Origin of the sequence: Marinobacter sediminum (assembly GCF_023657445.1) — a bacterium.
GTDB classification, from domain to species: Bacteria; Pseudomonadota; Gammaproteobacteria; order Pseudomonadales; family Oleiphilaceae; genus Marinobacter; species Marinobacter sediminum_A.
In genome coordinates this window covers 538,694-561,547 of the sequence record NZ_JAGTWY010000001.1, presented here as the reverse complement: position 1 = coordinate 561,547, position 22,854 = coordinate 538,694, and the positions used below count along the sequence as shown (strand labels likewise).

Here is a 22,854-nt window from a genome sequence, read left to right as displayed (position 1 = left end):
GCAAATACTAACCGCCGCATGGGATTGTCAGTGGCTACTGAAAATCGCTGAAACTGTGGGGCTCCGCCGCCAGCGCCAGACAAATGCTGCCCGGACCAATATAGATGGAGCTGGTAATCCCCATCTGTGACAACAGTAATTCAACGCCATTGCGCTCGCAGGCGTCCCGAAGCCGGTTGAGCTCCGGCAGATCCTCGATTTCAGTCCACGTGAGACCACAGGACAGACTGACGTATGGCGTGAGCAACCCGGCTTCTACCCGAGCGGCGGCATAGTTCATGACCTTTTCTGCCGCGACGTCAAAGCTCCGGGTTTTGGCGGCCGGCTGAGCTTCAGCCCCCTTGCCGAAAAGCACCGGCGTAATATTGAGCGCCTTGCCAAGGAACGCCACCAAGGCCGAGACGCTCTTGTCGCCCCGGCGGCGGGCACGTTCCCGAATGTAGTGCAGATCCCGGGGAATCACGCAGGTATGGATTTTGTCCGTGAAGGTTTCAACTTCATGGCGGAGAGCATTCTTCGAAAGTTTTTGTTCGATCAGCTTCAGGGTATGGGCTGCCAGCAGACCCTGGCCGGCGAAAATCTGCTTACTGTCGATCACCCGCATAGAGAACTTGCCGTCCCGACCGGCCGCCTGGCGAGCCTTGTCATAGTTGGCCATGACGCTATTCATGGCCTCAGTGGCATTCTGGAAGATCAGACTACGGCTGCGGGTGACAGTTTCGCAGATGGCAACATCGAATTGAGTGACAATCTTCTCAATGAAAAGATCATGGATCTTGTCGGCAGAATAGGCTCTGGTTTCGGCCTGGTGACCCTTTTGCAGCAACCCTTGCTGATAGAACTCCTGGGTTCTGACCGGGTCGTGTTCGTCAATGTAGGTTTCGCCGTCGATCACAGCTGTTACTGGGAGGATAAAAAGATCGTGCTTGCGGCTGAACTCGTAGGGGAGATCACACGCCGAATCGACGATCAGGCCAACGCGCATGGTAGAAGCCTCCAGCTTCGGGCCATCCCTCATGGGGGAACGCCCTTTATTTCATTATTTTTAAAGGCATCCAGTTTTACACAACCTTTTCAGAATTTCAGTATTTCGCTTTCAACCCGCCTGAGAGATTGATTCCAGCTCCTTCAGGTTTTTCTCCAGCAAGCGACGATTATCCTTTTGCCAGGGATGAAACCCCTCCCGGAAATAGGCCAGAAACTCCGGCAGACATTTGCGTATCACACCCGGCTTCCCCCAGAGGAAGTTCAATCCCCCAAGCCAGGTCCGAAGACTCCACAACTTCCCGTCGGTCTTCAGCAGGCTGCAGGTATTCAGAAAGGTGTATTTGAAGAAATTCCAGGTGACAAACAGGAAAACAACACGTCGCAATCGCTCATTGCCGACACATTCGCGGTACACATCAAAAGCAACGGATTTGTGCTCGGTTTCCTCGATCGCATGCCAGCGCCAGAGTCTTGCCATGCCTGGTGTGGCGCCCTTCATCCACTCCGGATGACGCAGAATGGCATTGGCCAGCACCGCCGTGTAGTGTTCCGCACCGCAAGTACCCGCCAACTGACGACTTGGGGCCAGGTTAGCGACCCAACTCATGTGTTTTTCAAAACGCCGATCAATGGCATCGATGTCATAGCCGCGGGCCTTCAAGGCATCGTTATAATGCCTGTGCTCGCGGCTGTGGAGCGCTTCCTGACCGATAAAGCCGCGAATTTCTTCTTTCAGTTTTGGGTCTTCAATCTGATCACGATACAGGCGAACGGCATTAATGAACTGCTGCTCTCCATCGGGGAACTGCAGGGACAGCGCGTTAAAAAAGGCAGTCCGGAAGGCATCGTTGCCATGCCAGAAGGTCTTGAGATCCTCGCTGACGTCAAACCGCATGTGCCGTGGCTTGACCGACACTCCCTCTGGCGTAGAGCTGATGGTCATGGCTGGCTCCTGTCTTCGTCAGATTGTTGTTTTAGGTTGCGAACAGCGGACAAAAAATCATCAGTCAAATCAGTTTAAACCTGAAAACAAGAAGGAAGGAAGGGCCAGACCCGAAAAATCCGACAGATTGTCACGTAATGACATTCTGTCATCCAGTTTCTCGACGACAAAAAAAGGGAGGCGTATCGCCTCCCAAATTCACTCAAGGAATGACTGCCTCCGTGCCGAATCGGGGGCAGCCGGTTCAGTGTTTCAAGAATCGGGCAACGCCGATCCGGGGATCAGTCCAGCTCTTTGGCCTGGTCCCGCAGTACGAACTTCTGGATCTTACCCGTGGAAGTCTTGGGCAGCTCCGAAAAGACGACAGTCTTGGGTACCTTGAACCGGGCCAGGCGCTCACGACAGAAGTTGATGATTTCCTCTTCGCTGACATCACCCGCTTCCGGTTTCAGAGTCACAAATGCACAGGGTGTTTCTCCCCACTTTTCATCCGGACGGGCAACCACTGCCGCTTCCAGCACAGCGGGATGGCGGTAGAGGGCGTCTTCTACCTCGATGGTTGAAATGTTTTCGCCACCGGAGATGATGATGTCCTTCAGGCGATCCTTGATCTCCATGTAACCATCTTCATGCCACACCGCCAGATCACCGGTGTGGAACCAGCCACCACGGAAGGCCTCTTCGGTCGCGGTCGGATTCTTCAGGTAGCCCTTCATCGTGGTATTGCCGCGGAGGAAAATCTCTCCAATGGTCTTGCCATCTTTAGGCACTGGTTCCATGGAATTGGGATCCCCCACCATGGTGCCTGCCAGGGTATGGTAACGAACGCCCTGGCGTGCCTTGATACGGGCGCGATCTTCGAGGGGCAGGTTGTCCCACTCGGACTTCCAGGCACAGACAGTGACCGGGCCGTAAACTTCGGTCAGACCGTAGGTGTGAGTGACCTTGAGTCCCATTTTTTCAATGGCATCAATGACCTGTGCCGGAGGAGCCGCACCGGCCGTCATAGACTTCACTTCGTGTTCGATACCGGCTTTAGCAGACTCGGGCACGTTGAGCAGCGCATTCAGAACAATGGGCGCACCGCACATATGCGTGACCTGATGATCACGAATGAGCTGCAAAATCTTCTCGGGATCAACTCGGCGCAGACAAATATGTGTACCCGCCATCGCGGTGATGGTCCATGGGAAACACCAGCCGTTGCAATGGAACATGGGCAGAGTCCAGAGATAGACCGGATGCATGTCCATGGACCACACCACCTGGTTACCCAAGGCATTCAGATAGGCGCCACGGTGATGGTAGACAACGCCTTTGGGATTACCGGTGGTGCCAGACGTGTAATTCAGGGAAATAGCATCCCACTCATTATCCGGAAAGCCCCACTGGAACTCGGGATCGCCTTCCTGCAGAAAGGCCTCGTAATCCAGGTCACTGACCTGTACACCTTCTCCATACTCAGGATCATCAACGTCTATGATCAACGGCTTGTCCGCCAGATGCCGAACGGCATCCTTAACAACCTGGCCAAACTCCCGGTCGGCAATCACAACCTTCGCCTCACCATGCTCGAGCATGAACGCTATGGCATCGGCATCAAGCCGGACGTTCAGGGTATTCAGCACCGCACCAATCATCGGCACACCGAAATGGCTTTCCACCATAGCGGGGATGTTGGGAAGCATAACCGCAACCGTATCGCCAACACCTATTCCGCGCCCTTTCAGCGCAGATGCGAGGCGGCGGCAACGCTCGTAGGTCTCTCCCCAGGTGTACCGGATAGCACCGTGCACAACCGACGGATATTCCGGGTAAACACTCGCGGTGCGTTCGATGAAATCAATCGGGGATTGAACGGCGAAATTGGCATCGACGGGCGCGAGGCCTTGATCAAAAATCGAGGTCATTGTGTATTCCTCTGTGAGCGCTGTTGTTCTTATGGCATATTTCAGGAGAATCGCTAAAGCAGTTATGATTTCTGCTGGCAAGAATAGTATTTAATAGTGCCAATACTAGAAACTGCACCAACGTATTATAGTGGATATACTATAAGTTGTTCGACATGACGGATTCTCCCCCTGCTACCGTATTTAGTTTGCCAGACGCAGACCCGCAACCCGGGTTGGTGATTGATGCTGACTCAAGGGTGCTCAAGAACAACCCTGCGGCCCAGGATTTGCTCCGGAGCAGCGGCATGGCAAGGTTTGGCGATCTGCTTCCGGTTAATAGCGCTGCACTGGTCCAGTCGGCCCTGAATCAGGACCGCGCTATTGAGGGCGTTGAATCCCGGATCACGACAAAAATTCTGCTTTGGACCTTCATTCCTGACTGCGACAGTGGGCAGGTACTGGTGCGGGCCCGGGATGCTACAAATGACGTGCGCATGCGCCAGGACGCCACGCGCTCAAACCGGCTGTATCGACTGATTACCGAAAACACCACGGACCTTATCTCCCGCCACGCCCCCGATGGACGTTTCATTGATGCCACCCCGGCCTCCTGGCGCCTTCTGGGGTACTGGCCCGAAGAGTTACGAGGCAAGTCGCTGGAAGACGTTTTTCGCGGCGATTCGGTAGCTCAGAAACTCATCGAGACACGTAATCGCCTGCGGGATGACGGCTACGCCACCATGACCCTGGAGATTCTGCACCGGGATGGCAGTAAGCGCTGGTTCGAGATTTCCAGCCGCGCCATACGCGAAACCTATACCGGCGCAGTGATTGAGGCCGTCAGCGTTACCCGGGACATTACCGCCAGGGTCGAGTCTGAAAAAAGTAACCGCCGATTGGCGGACGAACTGGCCCATGCTGCTCGCCTTGCCACCCTGGGCGAACTGGCGTCCAGCATAGCTCATGAAATGAACCAGCCCCTGGCCACCATTGTGAACTTTGCCAGCGCAAGCCAGCGCTATCTGAAAAACGCACGCGCCAATCCGGAAGGCTTTGAACGCGTTGATGATGGCCTGCAGAAGATTATCCATCACGCCAATCGCGCCTCGGAGGTAATCAAGCGCTTGAGGGCCTTCCTGCGAAAAGGGCATAAGCGCACGGCACCGATCGCCCTGAATGATGTGATAACCAATGTTACCCACCTGTGCCAGTGGGAAGCGGAAAAAAACGGCGTTCAGATTACTGAAAAGCTGGCCAGCTACACCCCTGTCATCAACGCCGACCCGGTTTTGCTGGAACAGGTCCTGATCAACCTGATCCGCAATGGCATCGAAGCCAACGTCGAAGCCCGAGCGCACAACGAGGGCGACAAACCATCCGGGATCACCATCAGCACTTGTGTGAACGAGTCCAAGGAAACCCTGATTGAAGTCACGGACGAAGGGCCGGGGCTGGATGACCAGGGCATCCGCCAGATGTTCCAACCGTTTTATACCAGCAAACCCCAGGGGCTTGGACTTGGGCTCTCCATGAGCCGTTCTATTATCGAGGGGTTCGGCGGGTTTCTGGACGCCCGGCCAGCCGGGACCAGTGGGCTGTCGCTGATCTGTCGTTTCCCAGCCTCTCTCTGCCATAAGAACAAAGCCGCGAACCCGACGGAGACAAAACCCGATGACTGAACACACAGCCGCAGATGCCACGATCGTTTACGTTGTCGACGACGATGCGGGCATGCTGGAGTCCACCCAGTGGCTGCTGGAGTCTGTCGGCCTGAAGGTAGAGGCCTACAGCGATGGCCGAAAATTTCTGGATTCAGTTACCCAAAAGAACTCGGGCTGCGTGGTCCTGGATGTCCGGATGCCCGGCCTGGGCGGCCTGAATGTTCAGGAGGAACTGCAAAAAAGGGGACTGGAGCTGCCCATCATTTTCATATCCGGCCACGCCGATGTGCCCATCGTCGTCCGGGCGTTCAAGTCTGGCGCCTTCGACTTTATCGAGAAGCCTTTCAATGAGCAGCTGTTACTGGACAGCGTACAACAGGCCCTTCAGGAACATCAGCAGACCAGTCAGCAGCAGAGGGGCGACGCACGTACAGAGACGTTGCTCAGCACCCTCACCCGTCGTGAACGGGATGTATTCCTGCCACTGGCGCAGGGTTACACCAGCCGGGAAATCGCCGACCAGCTCAACGTAAGCGTAAAAACCATTGATCTCTACAGGGCACGCGTCATGAAACGGCTTGGTGCCGAGCGTCTGCCGGATGTGACAGGAATAGCCATCGCGGCCGGTCTTCTGGACTCTCTGGATTTACGCGGGAGGCAATAAAGCACCCTGAGCCTCATGGGCCAGCGCACCCAGCCGGGCAACCGCCTGCTCAATTCGCCCGGTCCACGGATTAGCGCTGTTAAGCCTGAGGCAGTTGTCGTATTTATTGGTGGTTGAAAACATCAGGCCGGGCGAGACATTAATATGTTCTGCACGGGCCCGGTGAAACACCTCAGTGCCTGAAACGCCCTCGGGCAATTGCACCCACAGGACAAACCCACCCTGGGGGCGGCTGACGGCTGTCCCCTCGGGGAATGACCGGGTAATCGCTGCTCGCATCCGCTCTGACGACTCCCGATAATGCTGCCGGGCCGAGCGAAGATAGCGGTCGTAACTGCCCTGTTCCAGGAAATGCGCCACCGCCAGCTGGGGAATCGACGAAGTTGCCAGATTCACAAAATACTTGTGCTGCCTCGCGCTGGCCATGTACCTGCCCGGCACCATCCAGCCGAGCCTAAGCCCCGGCGAAATGGTTTTGGAGAAAGAGCTGCAGTAAATCACATTGTCCGTGCGATCAAAGGCCTTCGCTGGCCTCGGGCGCTCGCCCGAGTGATACAGGTCGCCGTAGATGTCATCTTCAATCAGCGGGACCGCTGCCGCCGCCAGCATGGAAACCAGCTGTTTCTTGCGCTCATCCGGCATTCTGGCCCCCATCGGGTTACTGTGATTGGTCACCACCACGCAGGCCTTGAGCGGCCACTGACCGAGCGCCAGTTGCAGTCCCTCCAGGCTCACCCCGTCCGAGGGGTGGGTTGGAATTTCGATCACCCGCAGACCCACCACTTCGAGCGCCTGAAGAATGCCTGGGAACGAGGGGGTCTCGACAGCAACAATATCACCGGGCTGGGTGACGGCCCGAAGTGCGAGAATGATGGCTTCCTGAGCGCCGTTGGTCGCCAGCACGTCGTCCGGCGTGATGGGGACTCCGAGGGTCGCCATGCGCTGAGCGATCTGGCGCCGGAACGACTCCTTGCCCGGAAAGGCGTAGTCCAGGGTTTCCAGTCCACGGCGAGCCGCCCAGAGGGTACTTTGCTGAATCTGTCGCACGGGCAGGAAGTCCGGATGTGGGATCGCGGTCGCCAGCGGCACCATACGCTTCTGTTCATCCGCACACAGGTCGAGCGTCATTTCCCGCGCCGTCACCGGCACCGGTTTGGCCCGGTGTTTCTGCATGACCGGCTCAGGCGCATCCAGGGCGGGCAGCCGAACAAAATAGCCACTGCGCTCACGGGCATCCAGGTAGCCGCGCCCTTCCAGGGTCTGATGGGCCTGCAGTACCGTCGAAATGCTCACACCGAGTTGCCGGCTCAGAACCCGAACACCTGGCAGACGATCACCATCGCGATAAACACCCTCCTTAATCAGCGCCTGCAGCTGGTCTGCCACCTGATTGTATAAAACACCCATGTCACCCACCCTACTGACAATTACTGAACACCTGATGCCGACCATTGCACCAGATTCCGGGCCGGTCGAATCGGTACAGTTTGTCGGAAATATGACCAGTACAGATGCCTTTCTAGAACATCTGTACCGGTTCAAATTAAGGTTACCTGAATCTGTTATGCACGTCTCCGCTCGCACACAATAAGCCATGAACAAACCCAGTAATGGCTTTATGCCGATCTCACGAACAAGGAACAGAGAATGACCTATCCCATTTACCAGGTAGATGCTTTTACCGACCGAGTCTTTGGCGGTAACCCCGCTGCTGTCATGCCGCTTGAACAATGGCTGCCGGATGAAACGTTGCTGGCACTGGCCGGTGAGAACAATCTGTCTGAAACTGCCTTTTTCCTGAGGTTGCCGGAGAACGAGGAGGCCGACTTTCACATCCGCTGGTTTACGCCAGGGTTCGAAGTGCCTCTGTGCGGCCACGCCACGCTTGCCAGTGCCTGGGTACTTTTCAACAAACTGGGGTGGGCAAAAGACAGCATCCGCTTTCAGTCAAAAAGCGGCCCTTTGGGCGTGAAACAGACCGACGATGGCTGGCTGGTTCTCGACTTTCCCAACCTCTCGTTCGAGCAGAGGGAAACGCCCCCACTTATTCGAGAAGCCTTACCGGGCTTTTCGGAAACCGCGTATTTTGTACCCAACGACACCAATTACATGCTGGTGCTGGACAACGAGACTGCCGTGCGCGGCGCACAACCGGATCTGGGCAAGCTCAGGGAACTGGGTAATCAGGGACTGATTGTGACCGCCCGAGGGGATGAGAGCGACTTCGTCAGTCGGTACTTCGCTCCGGGCGCAGGCATTGATGAAGACCCGGTTACCGGCTCCATCCACAGTGTCCTGGTGCCCTACTGGGCCGAAGTGCTGGGCAAAACCAGCCTGGATGCCAGGCAGGTCTCGAAACGCGGCGGCGTCCTTCGATGTGAACTTAACGGAGAACGCGTATCCATTGCCGGTCAGGCGGCGTTTTTCATGGAAGGCTTCATTCAGCTATAGCCAGCCAGTCGCCGGTTACACGATGGCAATGTCAAACAGTGATAGATCCGGAGCAATCCAGAGTATAACTGGACCCACACCCGAACAAGGAGACTGAACTATGACAGCAACCAAGGCATTCGCAGCACAATCTCCCACCTCTGGCGTGGCCCCTCACGACATTACGAGGCGGTCTTTGCGCAAAGATGACGTTGCCATTGAAATCGACTACTGCGGTGTTTGCCATACCGACATCCATTTTGCCCAGAATGATTGGGGCGTTACTCAGTACCCGGTTGTCCCCGGCCATGAAATCGTCGGCCGGGTCACCGCTGTAGGACCCGACGTCAAAAACTACCGGGAAGGCGATATGGTTGGTGTGGGCTGTATGGTCGATTCCTGCCGCACCTGCTCCGCCTGCGAAGCGGGCCTGGAACAGTACTGCAGCGAAGGCATGACCGGCACCTACAACGGTGAGGACCGCCACGACCATTCCATCACCTTCGGCGGCTACTCCGAGCGCGTCGTTGTCAGTGAACGGTTTGTAGTTCGGATTCCAGAGAAACTCGACATCAAAGCAGCAGCACCCTTGCTGTGTGCCGGCATCACCACCTACTCGCCGCTGCGTCACTATGGCGTCAAAGCCGGACACAAAGTCGGGGTTATCGGCATGGGCGGACTTGGCCACATGGGCGTGAAATTCGCCAAGGCACTTGGCGCCGAAGTCACCATCTTTACCCGCTCAGAGAGCAAGGTGTCGGAAGCCAAGAAGCAGGGTGCCGATCACGTTGTGATCTCCACCGATGAAGACCAGATGGCCGCAGCTGCCGAGACCCTGGACTTCATGCTGGACACCGTGCCGGTACAGCACGACCTGAACCCGTACCTCAACTGCCTGAACTACGATGGCACTCACATTATTGTCGGGCTGCTTGAGCCCATCGAGCCCGCCCTTCAGGCCGGCGCCCTGGTGTTCAAACGCCGTGTCCTGGCTGGCTCGCTGATTGGCGGCATGCCGGAAACCCAGGAAGTCCTGGATTTCTGCGCGGAGAACGACATCAGCTGCGATGTCGAAATGCTTGATATTCACAACATCAACGACGCCTATGAGCGGATGAAGAAAGGCGATGTGAAGTACCGGTTCGTTATCGATATGGCAACGCTGAAAAACAGCTAACAGCGTAATCGGCCCGGCTTGCTCCTGGCAACGCCGGGCCCTCTGCTCCTCCATACCCTGCACTCCAACACCAACCACAATCCCTGCCAAATCTGCCAAACACAGACGACGAAGCCGGGGCCACGTATAATGCCCGCACATTCAAATGTCTGCGATGATTCATGGCTTCGGATTACGACGTAATTATTATTGGTGCCGGTGCCGCCGGCCTGATGTGTGCCGCAGCGGCGGGCTACCGGGGCCGCAGGGTCCTGGTGATCGACCATGCCAATAAGCCTGGCAAGAAAATTCTTATGTCCGGCGGCGGGCGCTGCAATTTCACCAATCTGAACAGCACACCCGCCAACTTCCTGTCCGATAACCCTCACTACTGTATCTCCGCGCTCAAGCGTTACACACCGCAGGATTTCCTCGAACTGGTGGAGCGCCATGGCGTGGAGCATGAGGAGAAAGCCGCCGGGCAGCTGTTCTGCAAAGACAGCGCCAAAGACATACTCAATGTGCTGCTCACCGAGTGTGAATGGGCAGGCGCTGAGATCCGGCTGAAGACCTCCGTATCCCGGGTTCAGGCCACAGAGTCCGGCTACCAGCTGGCAACCAGCGCCGGCACACTCACGTGCGAATCCCTGATCGTTGCCAGTGGCGGGCTGTCCATTCCCACTATGGGGGCCACAGGCTTCGGCTACGAGATCGCAAAACAGTTCGGGCTGAGGGTCCTGCCCACCAGGGCTGGCCTGGTGCCGTTCACCCTTCACCCGGAACTGAAGGAACAACTCTCGCCCCTGTCGGGCATCAGCTGCCCCGTCGATGTCACCTGCCACCATCAGCATTTTCGCGAACCCATGCTGGTTACCCATCGCGGCCTCAGCGGACCCTCAATGTTGCAGATCTCCAGTTACTGGCAACAGGGTGACGAGCTGTCGATTAATCTGTTACCCGCCAACCAGATTCACGAAGACCTTCTGTCACTGCGGAAACAGAAACCCCAATCAACGGTCGCACACTATCTTGGCCAGCATCTGCCAAAGCGGTTTGCCCAGGCCTACAATGATCTGCATGGCTGGAGCGGGCCCCTGCAGGGCTATAAGAACAGCGACCTGGAGCAGGTCACTCAAGCATTGGGTCAATGGACCATCAAACCTGCCGGCACCGAAGGCTACCGGACTGCGGAAGTGACCCTGGGGGGCGTGGATACCCGGCAGCTGTCCTCCAAAACCATGGCGGTTCTGGAACGGCCAAACCTGTACTTCATCGGAGAGGTGGTGGACGTGACCGGCCATCTGGGTGGCCATAACTTCCAATGGGCCTGGGCGTCCGGGGTTGCGGCCGGCAACGATGCCTGATTCCTGGCCCCCTAACAACCAGCACCATTACGGCCGGTACTGCAGCACCCGCAGCGGCCTCTGATCCTGGGTCAAGAGCGTGCGCTGGCGCTCAACCTCGTTTGCAAACTCCAGACTAATCTCGTCACCGCTGTCGAGATCAGCGCGCGCTGCGGCCAGGGCCTGTTCAAGATTTGCCAGCGCCTGCTGCTGATTATGCGCCAATGAAAAATTGTCCAGCAGGATCAGCCAGGGAGCCGATTTTCCGGGGCCGGCCTTTTCGATTCGGTCGCGGTAGGCGGCCTGGTCGGGACCGGCAACCAGGGCGTAGTCATAGAGCATCTCGGCAGCAGAAAACATCAGGTCCGGCTCGCAGGGGCCGTCAAGGTAGCGTTCCATCGCGCGCCCCAGATGCTCGCTCATCCCCTCTGCCCTGCGGCGACCATAGCCGTCCGCTATGACCTCAGGCATGGTGCAAAGATAATAGTTGCCTGCGTAATATGCGCTGGTTTCGCCGTCAACGGCGATAAAGGGGCGTTCGGGCAGATGGGAGCGATCGATAAAAAGGGGATACAGCTGGGCGGCGAGTTCGTAGAGCTGTTCAGCGTCAACCAGGTTCGCCTGACCACCAACCACCACTTCGACGGTGTCTGAGAGCCTGTTAAAGAAGTCCCCCCACAAACGGTACTCCGGCCCGGTGACCGGACCTGACTGAGTCAGCTTCAGAAAATCATGACCAACCGCCCTTAGTTGCCCGGCTCGACGGGCAAAGGCAACCTCATCCGCCGGCAACCCACCGGAGCTTGATTCGGCCAGCGCCAGGTTGATCCGACGCAATTGGCGCGAATACTCCGGATTAACCGCTTCCTTGCCGTCCACCGCCTGCTCAGCACGGGCCTTTGACGGAGGTTGTAACAGCGACTGGCAGCCTGTCATCGTCAAGGCCAGAACCAGAGTGATGACTGCCAGGAACCGCCGGCTCAGGTCGTGACGCAATGCTCCCAATCCGTCCCCTCCTAAAACCGCTCCGCTGAAGACCGATTAGCGCAGGATAACGAGCGGCTTTTCCGCGGTTTTCAGCATGGTTGTGGTGGTACTACCCACCAGGAACTGCCGAATGCGGGAATGACCGTAGGCGCCCATCACCAGAAGGTCGATGTCATGCTCTTCCTGGTAGGCATGGAGTGCGGGCTCAACGTCTCCGGCACGGATAGCCAGCGTAATCTCCGATTCAAGACCGGCCAGCATCTTCTCCGCCTTTTTCAGTTGTTCCCAGCGATCGTTCGTATCTGCACCGATCATAACAAGGTGAAGAGGCATTCCCTTGAGGACCGGGCTACCTGCCAGCAACTCAATACCTTTGAACGCCGTGGCGCTGCCATCAAAGGCCAGCATGGCACTTTGGGGCGCCTTGAACTCATCTGGCACCAGCAGAATAGGCCGGTGCACACTGCGAATGAGAGTTTCAAGCTGGCTACCAATATGGATGTCACGGTCGGAACTGCTCTCGCCATGAAGCCCTATCACAAAAAGGCGGGTCTGGTTTTCAAGCGAAAGCAGGGATTCCGTCAGGTCATCATGGCGCTGACGCTTGGCGACGTCATTAACGCCCGCTTCCTTCACCCGGCGCTCCGCTTCATCGAGCATGTGATGCCCATGCTCAAGCGCAAGCTTGGACCGTTTGCGATCAAGCTCTGCCAGCTCGTCCAGCAGGTGCTCACGACTTCCCAGACCAATGCTGCCAGCAAGGTCTGGTTCTGCGGGATACCGTTCCTCATCCAGTACGTGAAGAAGCGTCATGGGTGCTCCCATGTGCTTGCTTGCCCAGGCGGCATAGTCGCACACCGCGGGTGCGGCGCGAGAACCATCGATACAGGCCACTACTCGTAACATCTCAACCTCGCCTTGCTGATCCTTGTGATTGTTATTCTGACTGCGATCGTTGCCGGATTCCTTGGTCTGCGTCATATCAATGCCCCATCAGCTGATCAACGGCTTCAGGCTTGTCGTGCACACCGAAGCGGTCAACGATGGTGGCACTGGCCTCGTTCAGCCCGATCACTTCGACGTCTGAACCTTCACGACGGAATTTGATGACCGCCTTGTCCAGAGCCCCGACCGCAGTGATATCCCAGAAATGAGCACGGCTCAGATCAATCACCACATTATCGACTGCTTCCTTGAAATCAAAGGACTGAAGGAACTTTTCCGACGAACTGAAGAACACCTGGCCGACAACCCTGTAGGTGCGGGTATCGGTTTGCTCATCCAGGTCCGAGGTTACCAGCATGTAGTGGCCAATCTTGTTGGCAAAGAACATCGCCGCCAGCAGGATACCTGCCAGCACACCGAAGGCCAGGTTGTGGGTCGCCACAACGACAACCACAGTCACCAGCATCACGATGTTGGTCGATAGCGGATGGTCCTTGAGGTTACGGATGGATTCCCAGGAGAAGGTACCGATGGAAACCATGATCATAACGGCGACCAGCGCTGCCATGGGAATCTGTACCAGCAGGTTGTCCAGCACCAGCACCATAATCAACAGGAAAAGCCCCGCCGTCAGGGTGGAAAGGCGGGTACGGCCGCCGGATTTCACGTTAATGATGGACTGACCAATCATGGCACAGCCTGCCATGCCGCCAATAAGGCCGGAACCGATGTTGGCGATACCCTGGCCTTTACACTCGCGGTTCCGATCACTCTCGGTATCCGTCAGATCGTCGACAATGGTTGCCGTCATCATGGATTCCAGCAGGCCAACCACCGCCAGCGGCAAGGAGTACGGCAGGATAATCATCAGGGTTTCCAGGTTAAGCGGGACATCCGGCCACAGGAAAATCGGAAGGGTATCAGGCAGTTCGCCCATATCGCCGACGGTCCGGATATCCAGCCCCAGGGCAATTGTTACGGCGGTCAGTACAACGATACACACCAATGGCGAGGGCAAGAGCTTACCAACCACCGGCAGAAGCGGAAACAGGTAGATAATGCCCAGGCCTGCCGCCGTCATGGCGTATACGTGCCAGGTGACATTGGTTAGTTCCGGCAACTGGGCCATGAAAATCAGGATTGCCAGCGCATTGACGAACCCGGTTACCACTGAACGCGAGACAAACCGCATCAGACTGCCCAGCTTCAGATAGCCGGCAACAAGCTGGATAACGCCCGTCAGCAGTGTGGCAGCCAAGAGGTACTGCAGCCCGTGTTCCTTGACGAGCGTCACCATCAGTACCGCCATGGCGGCGGTGGCGGCCGAGATCATACCGGGACGACCACCGACAAATGAGATGATGACAGCAATACAGAATGAGGCATAAAGCCCCACTTTGGGGTCGACTCCGGCAATGATCGAGAAGGCAATGGCCTCGGGAATCAGTGCCAACGCCACCACAACACCTGCGAGCAGATCCCCGCGGATGTTAGATAACCATTGGTTTTTCAGGGTATTAACCATGTTGAGTTCCGTAATTGGTAAAACAGGTAAAAAGCTGCCGGGGATTCACCCGAAGTGATCGCAAAAAAACATCCCGAATGTGGAAGGGGAACAGAAATAAGCGCTAAGGTGGACTGAGGTTCACAGGATTCCGGCGAGCTTTGATCAAAAGAGGTTGAAAACAGGGCCGCGAAGCTTACCAGATTCGCCCCCCACAAGTAAGGTAAGGATTATCCCGTGTATTTATTGATGGCTCGATGACAGGCTACAATTCAAGCAGATTATTCTGAAAAATCCGCCACCTCCGGAAGCCCTCACCTTCATGGACGATGTAACTGCACAATTTCTCGTATCTCATCAGACCACGATCAACCTCGCAGTTGCGCTTTTACTGGGCGCTATCATTGGCCTGGAACGCGGATGGGATGCCCGGGATCAAAAATCCGGGGAGCGCATTGCCGGCATACGCACCTTCGCCCTGGTCGGGTTATTGGGTGGTATTTCCGCCGTTTTGACAAAGGAGATAACGGAGTGGGCGTTTCCGGTGCTACTGCTGAGCGTGGTTGCAATGGGCGTTGCAGCCTTTACGGAACGTCTCGAGCATATTCGCAATTTCAGCATCACCGGCATGGTGGGGCTGGTACTGACCTTCTGCTTTGGTGCTATTGCCGTGGCCGTGGATCCGGCGATGGCAACGGCAGCAGCCGTCGTCACGGCTATTATCCTGGACAATAAAGCGGAGATTCATGGCTGGGTGTACAAACTCAAGGACCATGAACTGGATGCCGCACTCAAGCTCTTGCTGATTTCCGTGGTCATGCTGCCACTGTTGCCGAATCAGAAGATGGGCCCGGGCGGTGTGCTGAATCCTCGGGAAATCTGGTGGATGGTCGTGATGATCGCGTCGATTTCCTTTGTCGGCTATTTTGCGATCCGTGTCGCCGGAACCCGCAAGGGCATTCTGTTCACCAGCCTGTTTGCCGGGCTCAGCTCGTCAACGGCTCTGACCCTGCATTTTGCCCGCCAATCCAATTTAACACCGCAACTGAGCCCCCAGTTCGCCACGGGTATCCTGATTGCCTGTGGCACCATGTTTCCGCGCATACTGGTGTACTGTTTTGTGATAAACCGGGACCTTCTACCCAGCCTGATCTGGCCGGTGATCACAATGACGATCCTGCTGTATGGCGCAGCCATTCTCATTTGGCGCCGTCACTACGAACAGCTTCAGGTGTCCCAGCCAACGCTCAATCAGAACCCGCTTGACCTGACCTCTGCCCTGCTCTTCGGCGTGCTGTTGACGGCCATCCTTTTGTTGGGTGAATTTCTCAAGAGCTGGCTCGGGAATGCAGGTATTTACATGCTGGCCGCCAGCTCTGGTGTCGCCGATGTGGATGCCATCACCCTTTCTCTCACGCGTATGTCCAACAACTCACTGGCAATGGATACCGCCGTGATCGGTATCGTTATTGCCGCCGCCACGAATAACCTGGTGAAATCGGGAATGGCCTGGAGCCTCGGAAGCCGCCGGACAGGGCTGCTGGTAGCGGGGCCGATGGTTCTTTCCGTCGCTGCCGGGCTTGCGGTGGCCTGGTTCCAGTAGTTAGCGCGCGCGCCGAAAGGTGAGGTTGTAGCGGCAGACACCGGTTAATGGATGCTCACCGGCCTTGAGGGTCAGAACACCGTGATAACGCAACCGGGCGGGCCCTCCCCAAACCACCACATCACCATGGTGAAGGGGAACATTCACCGGGCGTTCGTTTCGCCGGAGCCCTCCGAACTGGAACACCTGTGACAGCCCCAGAGTTACAGACACGATCGGCTGGTCAAAATCATACTCGTCCTTGTCCTGATGCAGCCCCATTTTGGCACCGGGCTCGTAGCAATTGATCAGACAGGCATCCGGACTAAAGCCCTCATAACCCGCTGCTGATGCAGCTTCACGTGCCAACTCCCGGAAGACTTCCGGCATTGCAGGCCATGGCCGACCGGACAGTGGATCTTCAGATTGGTAACGATACCCCCGCGCATCCGTTACCCAGCCCTGCTCTCCGCAACAGCTCATGGCCGCCGACATGGTATGCCCGCCCGGGGTTTTCATCTTACGAAGGGGCGCAGCAGCTGTGACTCCGGCGATTGCATCCAGCAACGACTCCGCTTGATCCGAGGCAAACCGGCGTAGAATCAGTGCACCCTCGGTCAACACTTCGGACCCGGGCTCGTCAGGCAGGTCATCAAACAGGTCAGGTGTCATAACTTGCTACTTTTCATGAAAAAACCAGAAAAAACCGCGACCAGGGTCTACCCTTTCAGTAGTGAGCAGGCAGACCTCAATTCTCACGCCAATGTACACTGGCAAGGGTCACCTATGCACGGGAAACGCCCGCCGGAACAGATTGACGAGGTGAATGAAAGCCTGTTCATGAATACCCACTGAAAAACCCGTATATTCTTAGAACTGTTCCACCCTGGATTAAGGACATATTGATGCTCTTCGCACTCATTTTTGGCGGTCTGATCGGCTACGCCTTTGGCAAGTTCCCCGGCTTCCTTATTGGTGCCGCCATCGGTGCTTTCCTTTTTAACCGCATGAAAAGCCGGCTTATTGGCAAACTCCAGAATATCCAGTCCGGCTTTGTTGAATCCGTCTTTGCCGTCATGGGGGCCCTGTGCAAAGCCGACGGCGTGATATCCAGAGACGAGATACAGATGGCGGAAAACATGTTTGTGCGCTTCCGCCTGAGTGAGGACCAGAAAGCCAAAGCCAAGGCCGCCTTCAACCGGGGTAAAGAGCCTGACTTCGATCTGGACGCGGAGCTCAGCCACTTCATGCAGATGAGTGGTCGCCAGCCGGCTTTCCTGCAGATGTTCCTCCAGGTCCAGGTGTCCGCCGTCGCGGCCGATGGCGTTGTCCATCCGGCAGAACATGAAATGCTGGTTCACATTGCCCGCAGGCTGGGACTGCCGGAAAGCCAGGTCGATCAACTGGAAGCAATGCTGCGGGGTGCCCATACCGGGCAGGCTGGTGCTGGTGGCGGTGCCGGCCAGCGCTCAACCACACAGCAGATTGATGATGCCTACAAGGTGCTGGGCGTATCACCCTCAGCCAGCGATGCCGAGATCAAGAAGGTGTACCGCAAACTGATGAGTGAAAACCATCCCGATAAACTCGCGGGCAAGGGCCTGCCCGAAAGCATGCGGGAAATGGCGGAAGAGCGGACCCGCGAGATCAGCCACGCTTACGATGTAATCAAGGAATCCCGCAAAGAAAGCGCCTGACCGGCCTCAGAACCAGCGCGGAACCCGGTCTCGGTAATCGTCGAATCCGGCACCGAACTTCCGCGCCAAAGCCTTTTCTTCCTCGCGGGCCTGGCGGGTGATAACCAGAACACCCGCTATCAGACAAACCAGGGAAAAAACACTGGGGACCGCCAGGAAAAAACCGAGCTGCCCCACCATCACGCTAATGAACACAGGGTTTCGCGAACGACTGAACGGCCCCCGGGTCAGCAGCTTGCGATCATCTTCCCGGGCATCAATTCCTGAACGCCAGTCGTCATGCATATAGGCTTGCAGATAGTTCACCGACGCGAACGAAGCCAACATGAACACCATGCCCAGCAACAGGACCGGCCATTGGTAGAGCCAGCCAAAGACGCCCAGCCAGCCATCGATTTCGGCGAAGATCCGCACAACACATACCGCAAGAATGAGACCACGGAACAGGTTAAAGATCTGCCTGTGCCACCAGGGTGCGCTCCCCCGTTCACCATAATTGATGTGAGAAAACTCCATGCGCTGGTATAGCCCAAGCGTCCGGCCAGAAAACTGCAGGCCGATCATCAGGAAAAAGATGCCCAGAAAGTGGCGTACTAAAGGTTCGATAAAGTCCATCGGGCTCGCTTGCTACTGTATTAAACTGCAAGCTTATTACCTGACGTGCTCCTTGAAAAGAGTATCTGGAAACCATCATGTCCCATATTGCCCAAACAGGGCCGGCTCAAACTTTCCTGAAATGACATTTCGTCACGTTTTGACCTACATTAGAGTGATAAAAATACTTTCAGGGAGTGCTTCACCATGTCCGCGTCGACAGGCCCGCAATCTGCTCACTCGTTTGCAGACGATGCTCTGGGCAGGGATGATGCAACCGCGCTTGCGGAACGGGTCCGCAAGCGGGACGTATCTCCATCAGAACTGGTGGAAGCTGCCATCGAGCGGGCACGCAGGGTCGAGCCCTTTATCAACGGAATCGTCACCGATTCCTTCCACGAAGCACGGAATGTGGCGCAGCGTTTCGGTAAGGATGATGACAGCTCGGGGCGTGGATTCTTTAGTGGAATACCCACGTTCATCAAGGACAACACGGACGTTGCCGGCTTACCCACGATGCACGGATCCAAGGCCGTGCCCCGGAATATTGCCCGGCATACCAGCCCCTATGCCTTGCAGATGCTAAACCAGGGGTACATTTGCCTGGGCAAAAGCACTCTCCCGGAATTCGGGTTTAACGCCACCACCGAACCGGCACACCTTCCACCGACCCGAAACCCATGGAACCTCGGCTTTTCCACTGGCGCCTCGTCTGGTGGCTCGGCTGCGCTGGTTGCCGCGGGCGTCGTACCCATCGCCCATGCCAACGATGGCGGTGGTTCCATACGTATCCCTGCGGCCTGCTGTGGTCTGGTCGGCCTGAAGCCTAGTCGCGGACGCCTCATAGACAACGATGCAGCGAAATCCCTGCCAATCAATATCGTGACCGACGGTGTGGTTAGCCGTTCCGTGCGGGATACAGCGAATTTCATGGAACAGGCCGAACACTATTTTTACAGGCGGGGCCTGCCGGCGATTAACAAGGTAGAGGGGCCCTCCGGACAGCAGCGGAAAATCGGCCTGGTGCTGGATTCCATTACCGGCCATAAAACCGATGAGGAAACCCGGCGGGCCGTCGAAGCAACCGCTCACACACTGGAGAAACTCGGCCATGTGGTTGAACCCGTGCCAGTGCCCATCGCTTCGTCATTTCCCGAGGACTTCGCACTGTACTGGGCTCTTCTAGCATTCGGTGTAAAAGTGAACGGCCGAAGACTGATTCACCCCGACTTCGATAAACACCAACTGGATGGTTTAACCCATGGCTTGTCCGGTATGTTCAAGAAGCAGTTCTACCGGATACCCGCGGTTCTATGGCGATTGAAGCGCTCCTGTCAGGATTACGACCGGGCGATGCAGGGCTACGATGCCGTTGTAACGCCGGTCCTCGGGCATACAACGCCAGCTCTCGGACACCTGAGCCCGAACGTGCCATTCGGTACGCTGTTCGATCGCCTGACGCGTTATGTGAGCTTTACACCGCTCGCCAATGCCACCGGCGCGCCGGCTATTGCACTGCCCACGGGGCTGACCTCAGACAACCTGCCTGTCTCAATCCAGCTTATGGGCCAGTATGGTGGTGAACGCACCTTACTGGAGCTCGCCTTCGCCCTTGAGGCCGAATCCCCCTGGCCCCTTCTGTGCGATCATAAGCAAGGCAGTCAGGCCGGCGAAACCACAGTCATCATGGCCTGACCGGGAGACTCCCACACCACGACACGGTTCCGGCCCCGCCCCTTGGCTTCGTAGAGGGCTTCGTCCGCCCAGCCAAAGATCTCTTTCGTTGCGCCCGCCTCTCCCGGCGATACGCTACAAACACCAATACTGACGGTCAGGTGAAGCATCTCATCGGACACTCTGAATGCGGTTCTCTCGATTTCAGTTCGAATACGTTCTGCTACCTGAATGGCGCCTGCCTCTGGCGTGTCCGGCAGCATGACCACAAACTCCTCACCACCATAACGGGCAGCCAGGTCCTGTGGCCTGGTAACAAACCGCCGGATGCATTGCGCAACCATTTTCAGGCAGTCATCGCCAACCAGGTGACCATAGCTGTCGTTGAACTTCTTGAAGTGATCGATGTCCAGCACCAGCAGGGATAGCTGCTCCTCATACCGATAAGCCCTGACCACCGCTGACTGGAAGGCCCGGTCAAAGTGGCCGCGATTCTTGAGCGAGGTCAGAGCATCGGTCGCGTTCAGTTCAAGCAACTGCTCATTGAGGCTCTCGAGATCCTGAGTGCGTTCCTGAACCCTTTTTTCAAGCAGGCTGTTGGCTTCCTGTTGGATTTTCAGCGATTTTTCCTGGGCAATCCGCGCCTTTCGCTCTTCACGCAAGAGCCGCTGCTGGGCCAGAAATACCCGTTTCTTTTCCCTGTCGAGGCGGTCGGCCAGGGCGATGGACAGCAGGATGACACCGAGGGCGGAGCCTACCTGGGTGGCGTTCTCGGTCAGCAAGTTGCGGGGCAACATGGTGAATTTACTCAACGCCAGGACAATGCCCCCGAACAACATGAACACCCAGGCAAAGGTGTAATAGCGAGCAGCCGGGTCTTTTCTGACCCAGCGGACAATACTCAGTACCAGCATGGTACTGCACCCCGTAGCCCCGATCAGGATCGTCGGCAAAATCATATACCTGTAAGGCACAAAAAAGCCTGCCGTCGCCAGCATGCCCGCCACCATAACCAGGCCTACCGTCCATCGATTCAGGCCCGGATGATTTTCACGGGTAACATTGATGAAACTGATACTGAACATGCCGCCAAAGAGCACAACAAGATTGAGGAAAACGATAATAGACTGATCATTCCACCAGGTTGATTCAGGCCAGAGATACTGAAATGCCACACCATGAAGACTGGCGAGAAACAGCGGCATAGTGGTGATATACCCTACATAATGCAGAAAACTCCGCTCACCCACGGCCATAAAAACAAACAGGTTGTACAGAACCATCACCAGCACAATGCCGTAGTAGAGCCCCTCAAACATGCTTCGGGACTGTTCTGCCGAGTAGAAGGCGTCCTGATCCCACAGAGTTAGGGGGACCTGCATCGAACTGGTGGTGTCTACCCGCAGATAAACAGTAGCCTTCTTCCCTGCCGCAAGCGTCACCGGGACCACAAAGTTGCGGTGGTCGATAGGCCGGTCATAGAAAGGCTGCTTGTCACCCAGAACCAGGGCTTCGGAACCGGGCTTGCCCGGGTTCATGTATAGCTCGATGTGGTCAAGAACCGGATAGCCAATTTCAAGGAAGGTGACCGCTTCGTGATCAGCGACATTTTCGAGTTCTACCCGGAACCAGTAGACCTCATCCCCATAGCCAAGACTGATACTGTCACTGCCATTGCGGCTCCAGGCCCTGGTATCCAGATCGGTGACCGTGGAAATCCCGACAGGCCCGGAGGGTTCCTGCCAGTAATCAACAAAGCGTGATAATTCGACCCGCTCGGAATCTGTGTCCCAGGTAGCCGGCTGGCCGTCGGAGAACGCCGGCACAGAAATAAACAACAGAAGAAACAGGCAAAGCAACCTGTAATATGTTTGCACGTTACGCCCCGGACTCAGGCAGGTTCTTGTTTTGTTATTTGCATATTCCAGAGTATTACCCAGCCCGCCTGAAATCGCCTCATCTCCACACCATTCGATGCAAATCGACAAGAAAAGCTACAAACCTGAACACATCGTGGAAAATCTTGTTCAACTCAAAAGCAATCCAGGCACGGAAAAATGGATAGTACCTGCCCAAAGCTGTCTTCCGGATCCGCGCTAACTGTAATGTTCTCACCCGTCACTGGATGAACAAACGCCATTCGGGTTGCAGCCAACATCAAGCGACCTTTTCCGAAGCGCTGGGCAAAGTATCGGTTGTGTCGACCACGACCATGATTGGCATCACCGATGATCGGATGATTAATGTGCTTCATGTGCCGGCGTAACTGATGCTTCCTGCCTGTCTCCGGACAAAGCTCCACCAGGGCATACCGGCTGCGGGGGTAGGTTTCAATCTCTACCGGAATTTCCGTGGTCGCCAGTGTCCGGTAACGGGTTCGGGCTTCACGGATCGGCTGGTCCTGTCCTTTCAGGCGCCGGTCCTCCGGCTCCTCCCTCAGGGGATGATCGATCTCACCACTGGCCGATGGCCAGCCACGAACCATTGCAAGATAGGTTTTATGGACATCACCCGCCATCATGGCCTTACCAAGGTTTCGCGCGGTCTCACGATCCCGCGCGAAAACGAGCACGCCAGAGGTTGGCCGATCCAGTCGATGGACCGGATAAACATGCTTGCCGCCATTGAGCTCACGGGCATACTGCAAGGCAAATTCGGTTTCGTGTTTGTCGATGGGACTGCGATGAACCAGCAAGCCCGCAGGTTTGTGCACCGCCAGCAAGTATTCGTCCCGGAATAATTCAATCAGTGGGTTGGCCATCTATATACTCACGGGCAAGCGCAATGAAAGAAAA

At 56.4% G+C, this 22,854-nt stretch carries 20 protein-coding genes; 9 read left to right on the top strand and 11 right to left on the bottom strand.

Annotated elements, in window-relative coordinates; genetic code table 11:
• Positions 1-34: 34 nt before the first annotated feature.
• The 3 genes from KFJ24_RS02780 to KFJ24_RS02770 all read right to left on the bottom strand — a co-directional run bounded on the left by KFJ24_RS02780 (position 35) and on the right by KFJ24_RS02770 (position 3,840).
• Positions 35-1,018: a DegV family protein gene (locus KFJ24_RS02780; RefSeq protein WP_250829570.1), complete on the bottom strand. Its 984-nt coding sequence runs from the start codon at positions 1,016-1,018 to the stop codon at positions 35-37.
• A 78-nt stretch (positions 1,019-1,096) separates the two neighbouring features.
• Positions 1,097-1,930, bottom strand: a complete 834-nt coding sequence (locus tag KFJ24_RS02775; RefSeq protein ID WP_250829569.1) for a metal-dependent hydrolase — start codon at positions 1,928-1,930, stop codon at positions 1,097-1,099.
• 281 nt (positions 1,931-2,211) lie between these two features.
• Positions 2,212-3,840, bottom strand: coding sequence for an acyl-CoA synthetase (locus KFJ24_RS02770; RefSeq protein ID WP_250829568.1), 1,629 nt, complete (start codon positions 3,838-3,840; stop codon positions 2,212-2,214).
• Positions 3,841-3,995: 155 nt separating this feature from the next.
• Between KFJ24_RS02770 and KFJ24_RS02765 the strand changes: the two genes are divergently transcribed.
• Both KFJ24_RS02765 and KFJ24_RS02760 read left to right on the top strand, forming a co-directional pair.
• Positions 3,996-5,501: a PAS domain-containing sensor histidine kinase gene (locus KFJ24_RS02765; RefSeq protein ID WP_250829567.1), complete on the top strand. Its 1,506-nt coding sequence runs from the start codon at positions 3,996-3,998 to the stop codon at positions 5,499-5,501.
• The gene (locus tag KFJ24_RS02760) at positions 5,494-6,147 is read left to right on the top strand and encodes a response regulator transcription factor (protein ID WP_250829566.1); all 654 of its coding nucleotides are present in this window, start codon (positions 5,494-5,496) and stop codon (positions 6,145-6,147) included. The genes KFJ24_RS02765 and KFJ24_RS02760 overlap by 8 nt, the downstream gene beginning before the upstream one ends.
• On the opposite strand, the gene KFJ24_RS02755 is transcribed toward KFJ24_RS02760, so the two are convergent.
• Positions 6,130-7,554: a PLP-dependent aminotransferase family protein gene (locus KFJ24_RS02755; protein ID WP_250829565.1), complete on the bottom strand. Its 1,425-nt coding sequence runs from the start codon at positions 7,552-7,554 to the stop codon at positions 6,130-6,132. The two genes, KFJ24_RS02760 and KFJ24_RS02755, sit on opposite strands and share 18 nt — an antisense overlap.
• A gap of 240 nt (positions 7,555-7,794) precedes the next feature.
• On the opposite strand from KFJ24_RS02755, the gene KFJ24_RS02750 reads away from it, so the two are divergent.
• The 3 genes from KFJ24_RS02750 to KFJ24_RS02740 all read left to right on the top strand — a co-directional run bounded on the left by KFJ24_RS02750 (position 7,795) and on the right by KFJ24_RS02740 (position 11,097).
• Positions 7,795-8,598 (top strand): PhzF family phenazine biosynthesis protein, encoded by an 804-nt coding sequence (locus KFJ24_RS02750; RefSeq protein WP_250829564.1) that lies wholly within the window; start codon positions 7,795-7,797, stop codon positions 8,596-8,598.
• 100 nt (positions 8,599-8,698) lie between these two features.
• Positions 8,699-9,754: an NAD(P)-dependent alcohol dehydrogenase gene (locus KFJ24_RS02745; protein WP_250829563.1), complete on the top strand. Its 1,056-nt coding sequence runs from the start codon at positions 8,699-8,701 to the stop codon at positions 9,752-9,754.
• Between the two features lie 161 nt (positions 9,755-9,915).
• A complete protein-coding gene (locus KFJ24_RS02740; protein ID WP_250829562.1) occupies positions 9,916-11,097 on the top strand; it encodes an NAD(P)/FAD-dependent oxidoreductase in 1,182 nt (393 codons plus the stop codon).
• Positions 11,098-11,124: 27 nt separating this feature from the next.
• Here KFJ24_RS02740 and KFJ24_RS02735 read toward each other — a convergent pair whose 3' ends face one another.
• Genes KFJ24_RS02735 through KFJ24_RS02725 form a run of 3 tightly spaced genes read right to left on the bottom strand, consistent with a single transcriptional unit; the run spans position 11,125 to position 14,533 of the window.
• Positions 11,125-12,081: a hypothetical protein gene (locus KFJ24_RS02735; protein WP_250829561.1), complete on the bottom strand. Its 957-nt coding sequence runs from the start codon at positions 12,079-12,081 to the stop codon at positions 11,125-11,127.
• Between the two features lie 36 nt (positions 12,082-12,117).
• Entirely contained in the window at positions 12,118-13,044 is a 927-nt protein-coding gene (locus tag KFJ24_RS02730; RefSeq protein WP_250829560.1) for a universal stress protein, read from the bottom strand.
• Position 13,045: 1 nt separating this feature from the next.
• The gene (locus KFJ24_RS02725; protein WP_250829559.1) at positions 13,046-14,533 is read right to left on the bottom strand and encodes a SulP family inorganic anion transporter; all 1,488 of its coding nucleotides are present in this window, start codon (positions 14,531-14,533) and stop codon (positions 13,046-13,048) included.
• A 301-nt stretch (positions 14,534-14,834) separates the two neighbouring features.
• On the opposite strand from KFJ24_RS02725, the gene KFJ24_RS02720 reads away from it, so the two are divergent.
• Positions 14,835-16,115 (top strand): MgtC/SapB family protein, encoded by a 1,281-nt coding sequence (locus tag KFJ24_RS02720; RefSeq protein WP_250829558.1) that lies wholly within the window; start codon positions 14,835-14,837, stop codon positions 16,113-16,115.
• Here the strand turns inward: KFJ24_RS02720 and alkB are convergent, their stop codons facing one another.
• On the bottom strand, positions 16,116-16,766 hold the full coding sequence (gene alkB, locus KFJ24_RS02715; protein ID WP_250829557.1) for a DNA oxidative demethylase AlkB: 651 nt from the start codon (positions 16,764-16,766) through the stop codon (positions 16,116-16,118).
• A gap of 15 nt (positions 16,767-16,781) precedes the next feature.
• Here alkB and KFJ24_RS02710 point away from each other — a divergent pair, with 15 nt between their 5' ends.
• Together KFJ24_RS02710 and djlA are read left to right on the top strand one after the other, a co-directional pair.
• The gene (locus tag KFJ24_RS02710) at positions 16,782-16,949 is read left to right on the top strand and encodes a hypothetical protein (RefSeq protein WP_250829556.1); all 168 of its coding nucleotides are present in this window, start codon (positions 16,782-16,784) and stop codon (positions 16,947-16,949) included.
• 50 nt (positions 16,950-16,999) lie between these two features.
• Positions 17,000-17,791, top strand: coding sequence for a co-chaperone DjlA (gene djlA, locus KFJ24_RS02705; protein ID WP_250829555.1), 792 nt, complete (start codon positions 17,000-17,002; stop codon positions 17,789-17,791).
• Between the two features lie 6 nt (positions 17,792-17,797).
• On the opposite strand, the gene KFJ24_RS02700 is transcribed toward djlA, so the two are convergent.
• Positions 17,798-18,406 (bottom strand): methyltransferase family protein, encoded by a 609-nt coding sequence (locus KFJ24_RS02700; RefSeq protein ID WP_250829554.1) that lies wholly within the window; start codon positions 18,404-18,406, stop codon positions 17,798-17,800.
• 186 nt (positions 18,407-18,592) lie between these two features.
• Here KFJ24_RS02700 and KFJ24_RS02695 point away from each other — a divergent pair, with 186 nt between their 5' ends.
• Entirely contained in the window at positions 18,593-20,080 is a 1,488-nt protein-coding gene (locus KFJ24_RS02695; protein ID WP_250829553.1) for an amidase, read from the top strand.
• On the opposite strand, the gene KFJ24_RS02690 is transcribed toward KFJ24_RS02695, so the two are convergent.
• Positions 20,047-21,936 (bottom strand): sensor domain-containing diguanylate cyclase, encoded by a 1,890-nt coding sequence (locus KFJ24_RS02690; RefSeq protein WP_250829552.1) that lies wholly within the window; start codon positions 21,934-21,936, stop codon positions 20,047-20,049. The genes KFJ24_RS02695 and KFJ24_RS02690 overlap by 34 nt on opposite strands.
• Positions 21,937-22,091: 155 nt before the next feature.
• Positions 22,092-22,820 carry a pseudouridine synthase gene (locus KFJ24_RS02685; RefSeq protein ID WP_250829551.1) on the bottom strand — a complete coding sequence of 243 codons (729 nt, stop codon included), beginning with the start codon at positions 22,818-22,820 and terminating at the stop codon, positions 22,092-22,094.
• Positions 22,821-22,854 lie beyond the last annotated feature (34 nt).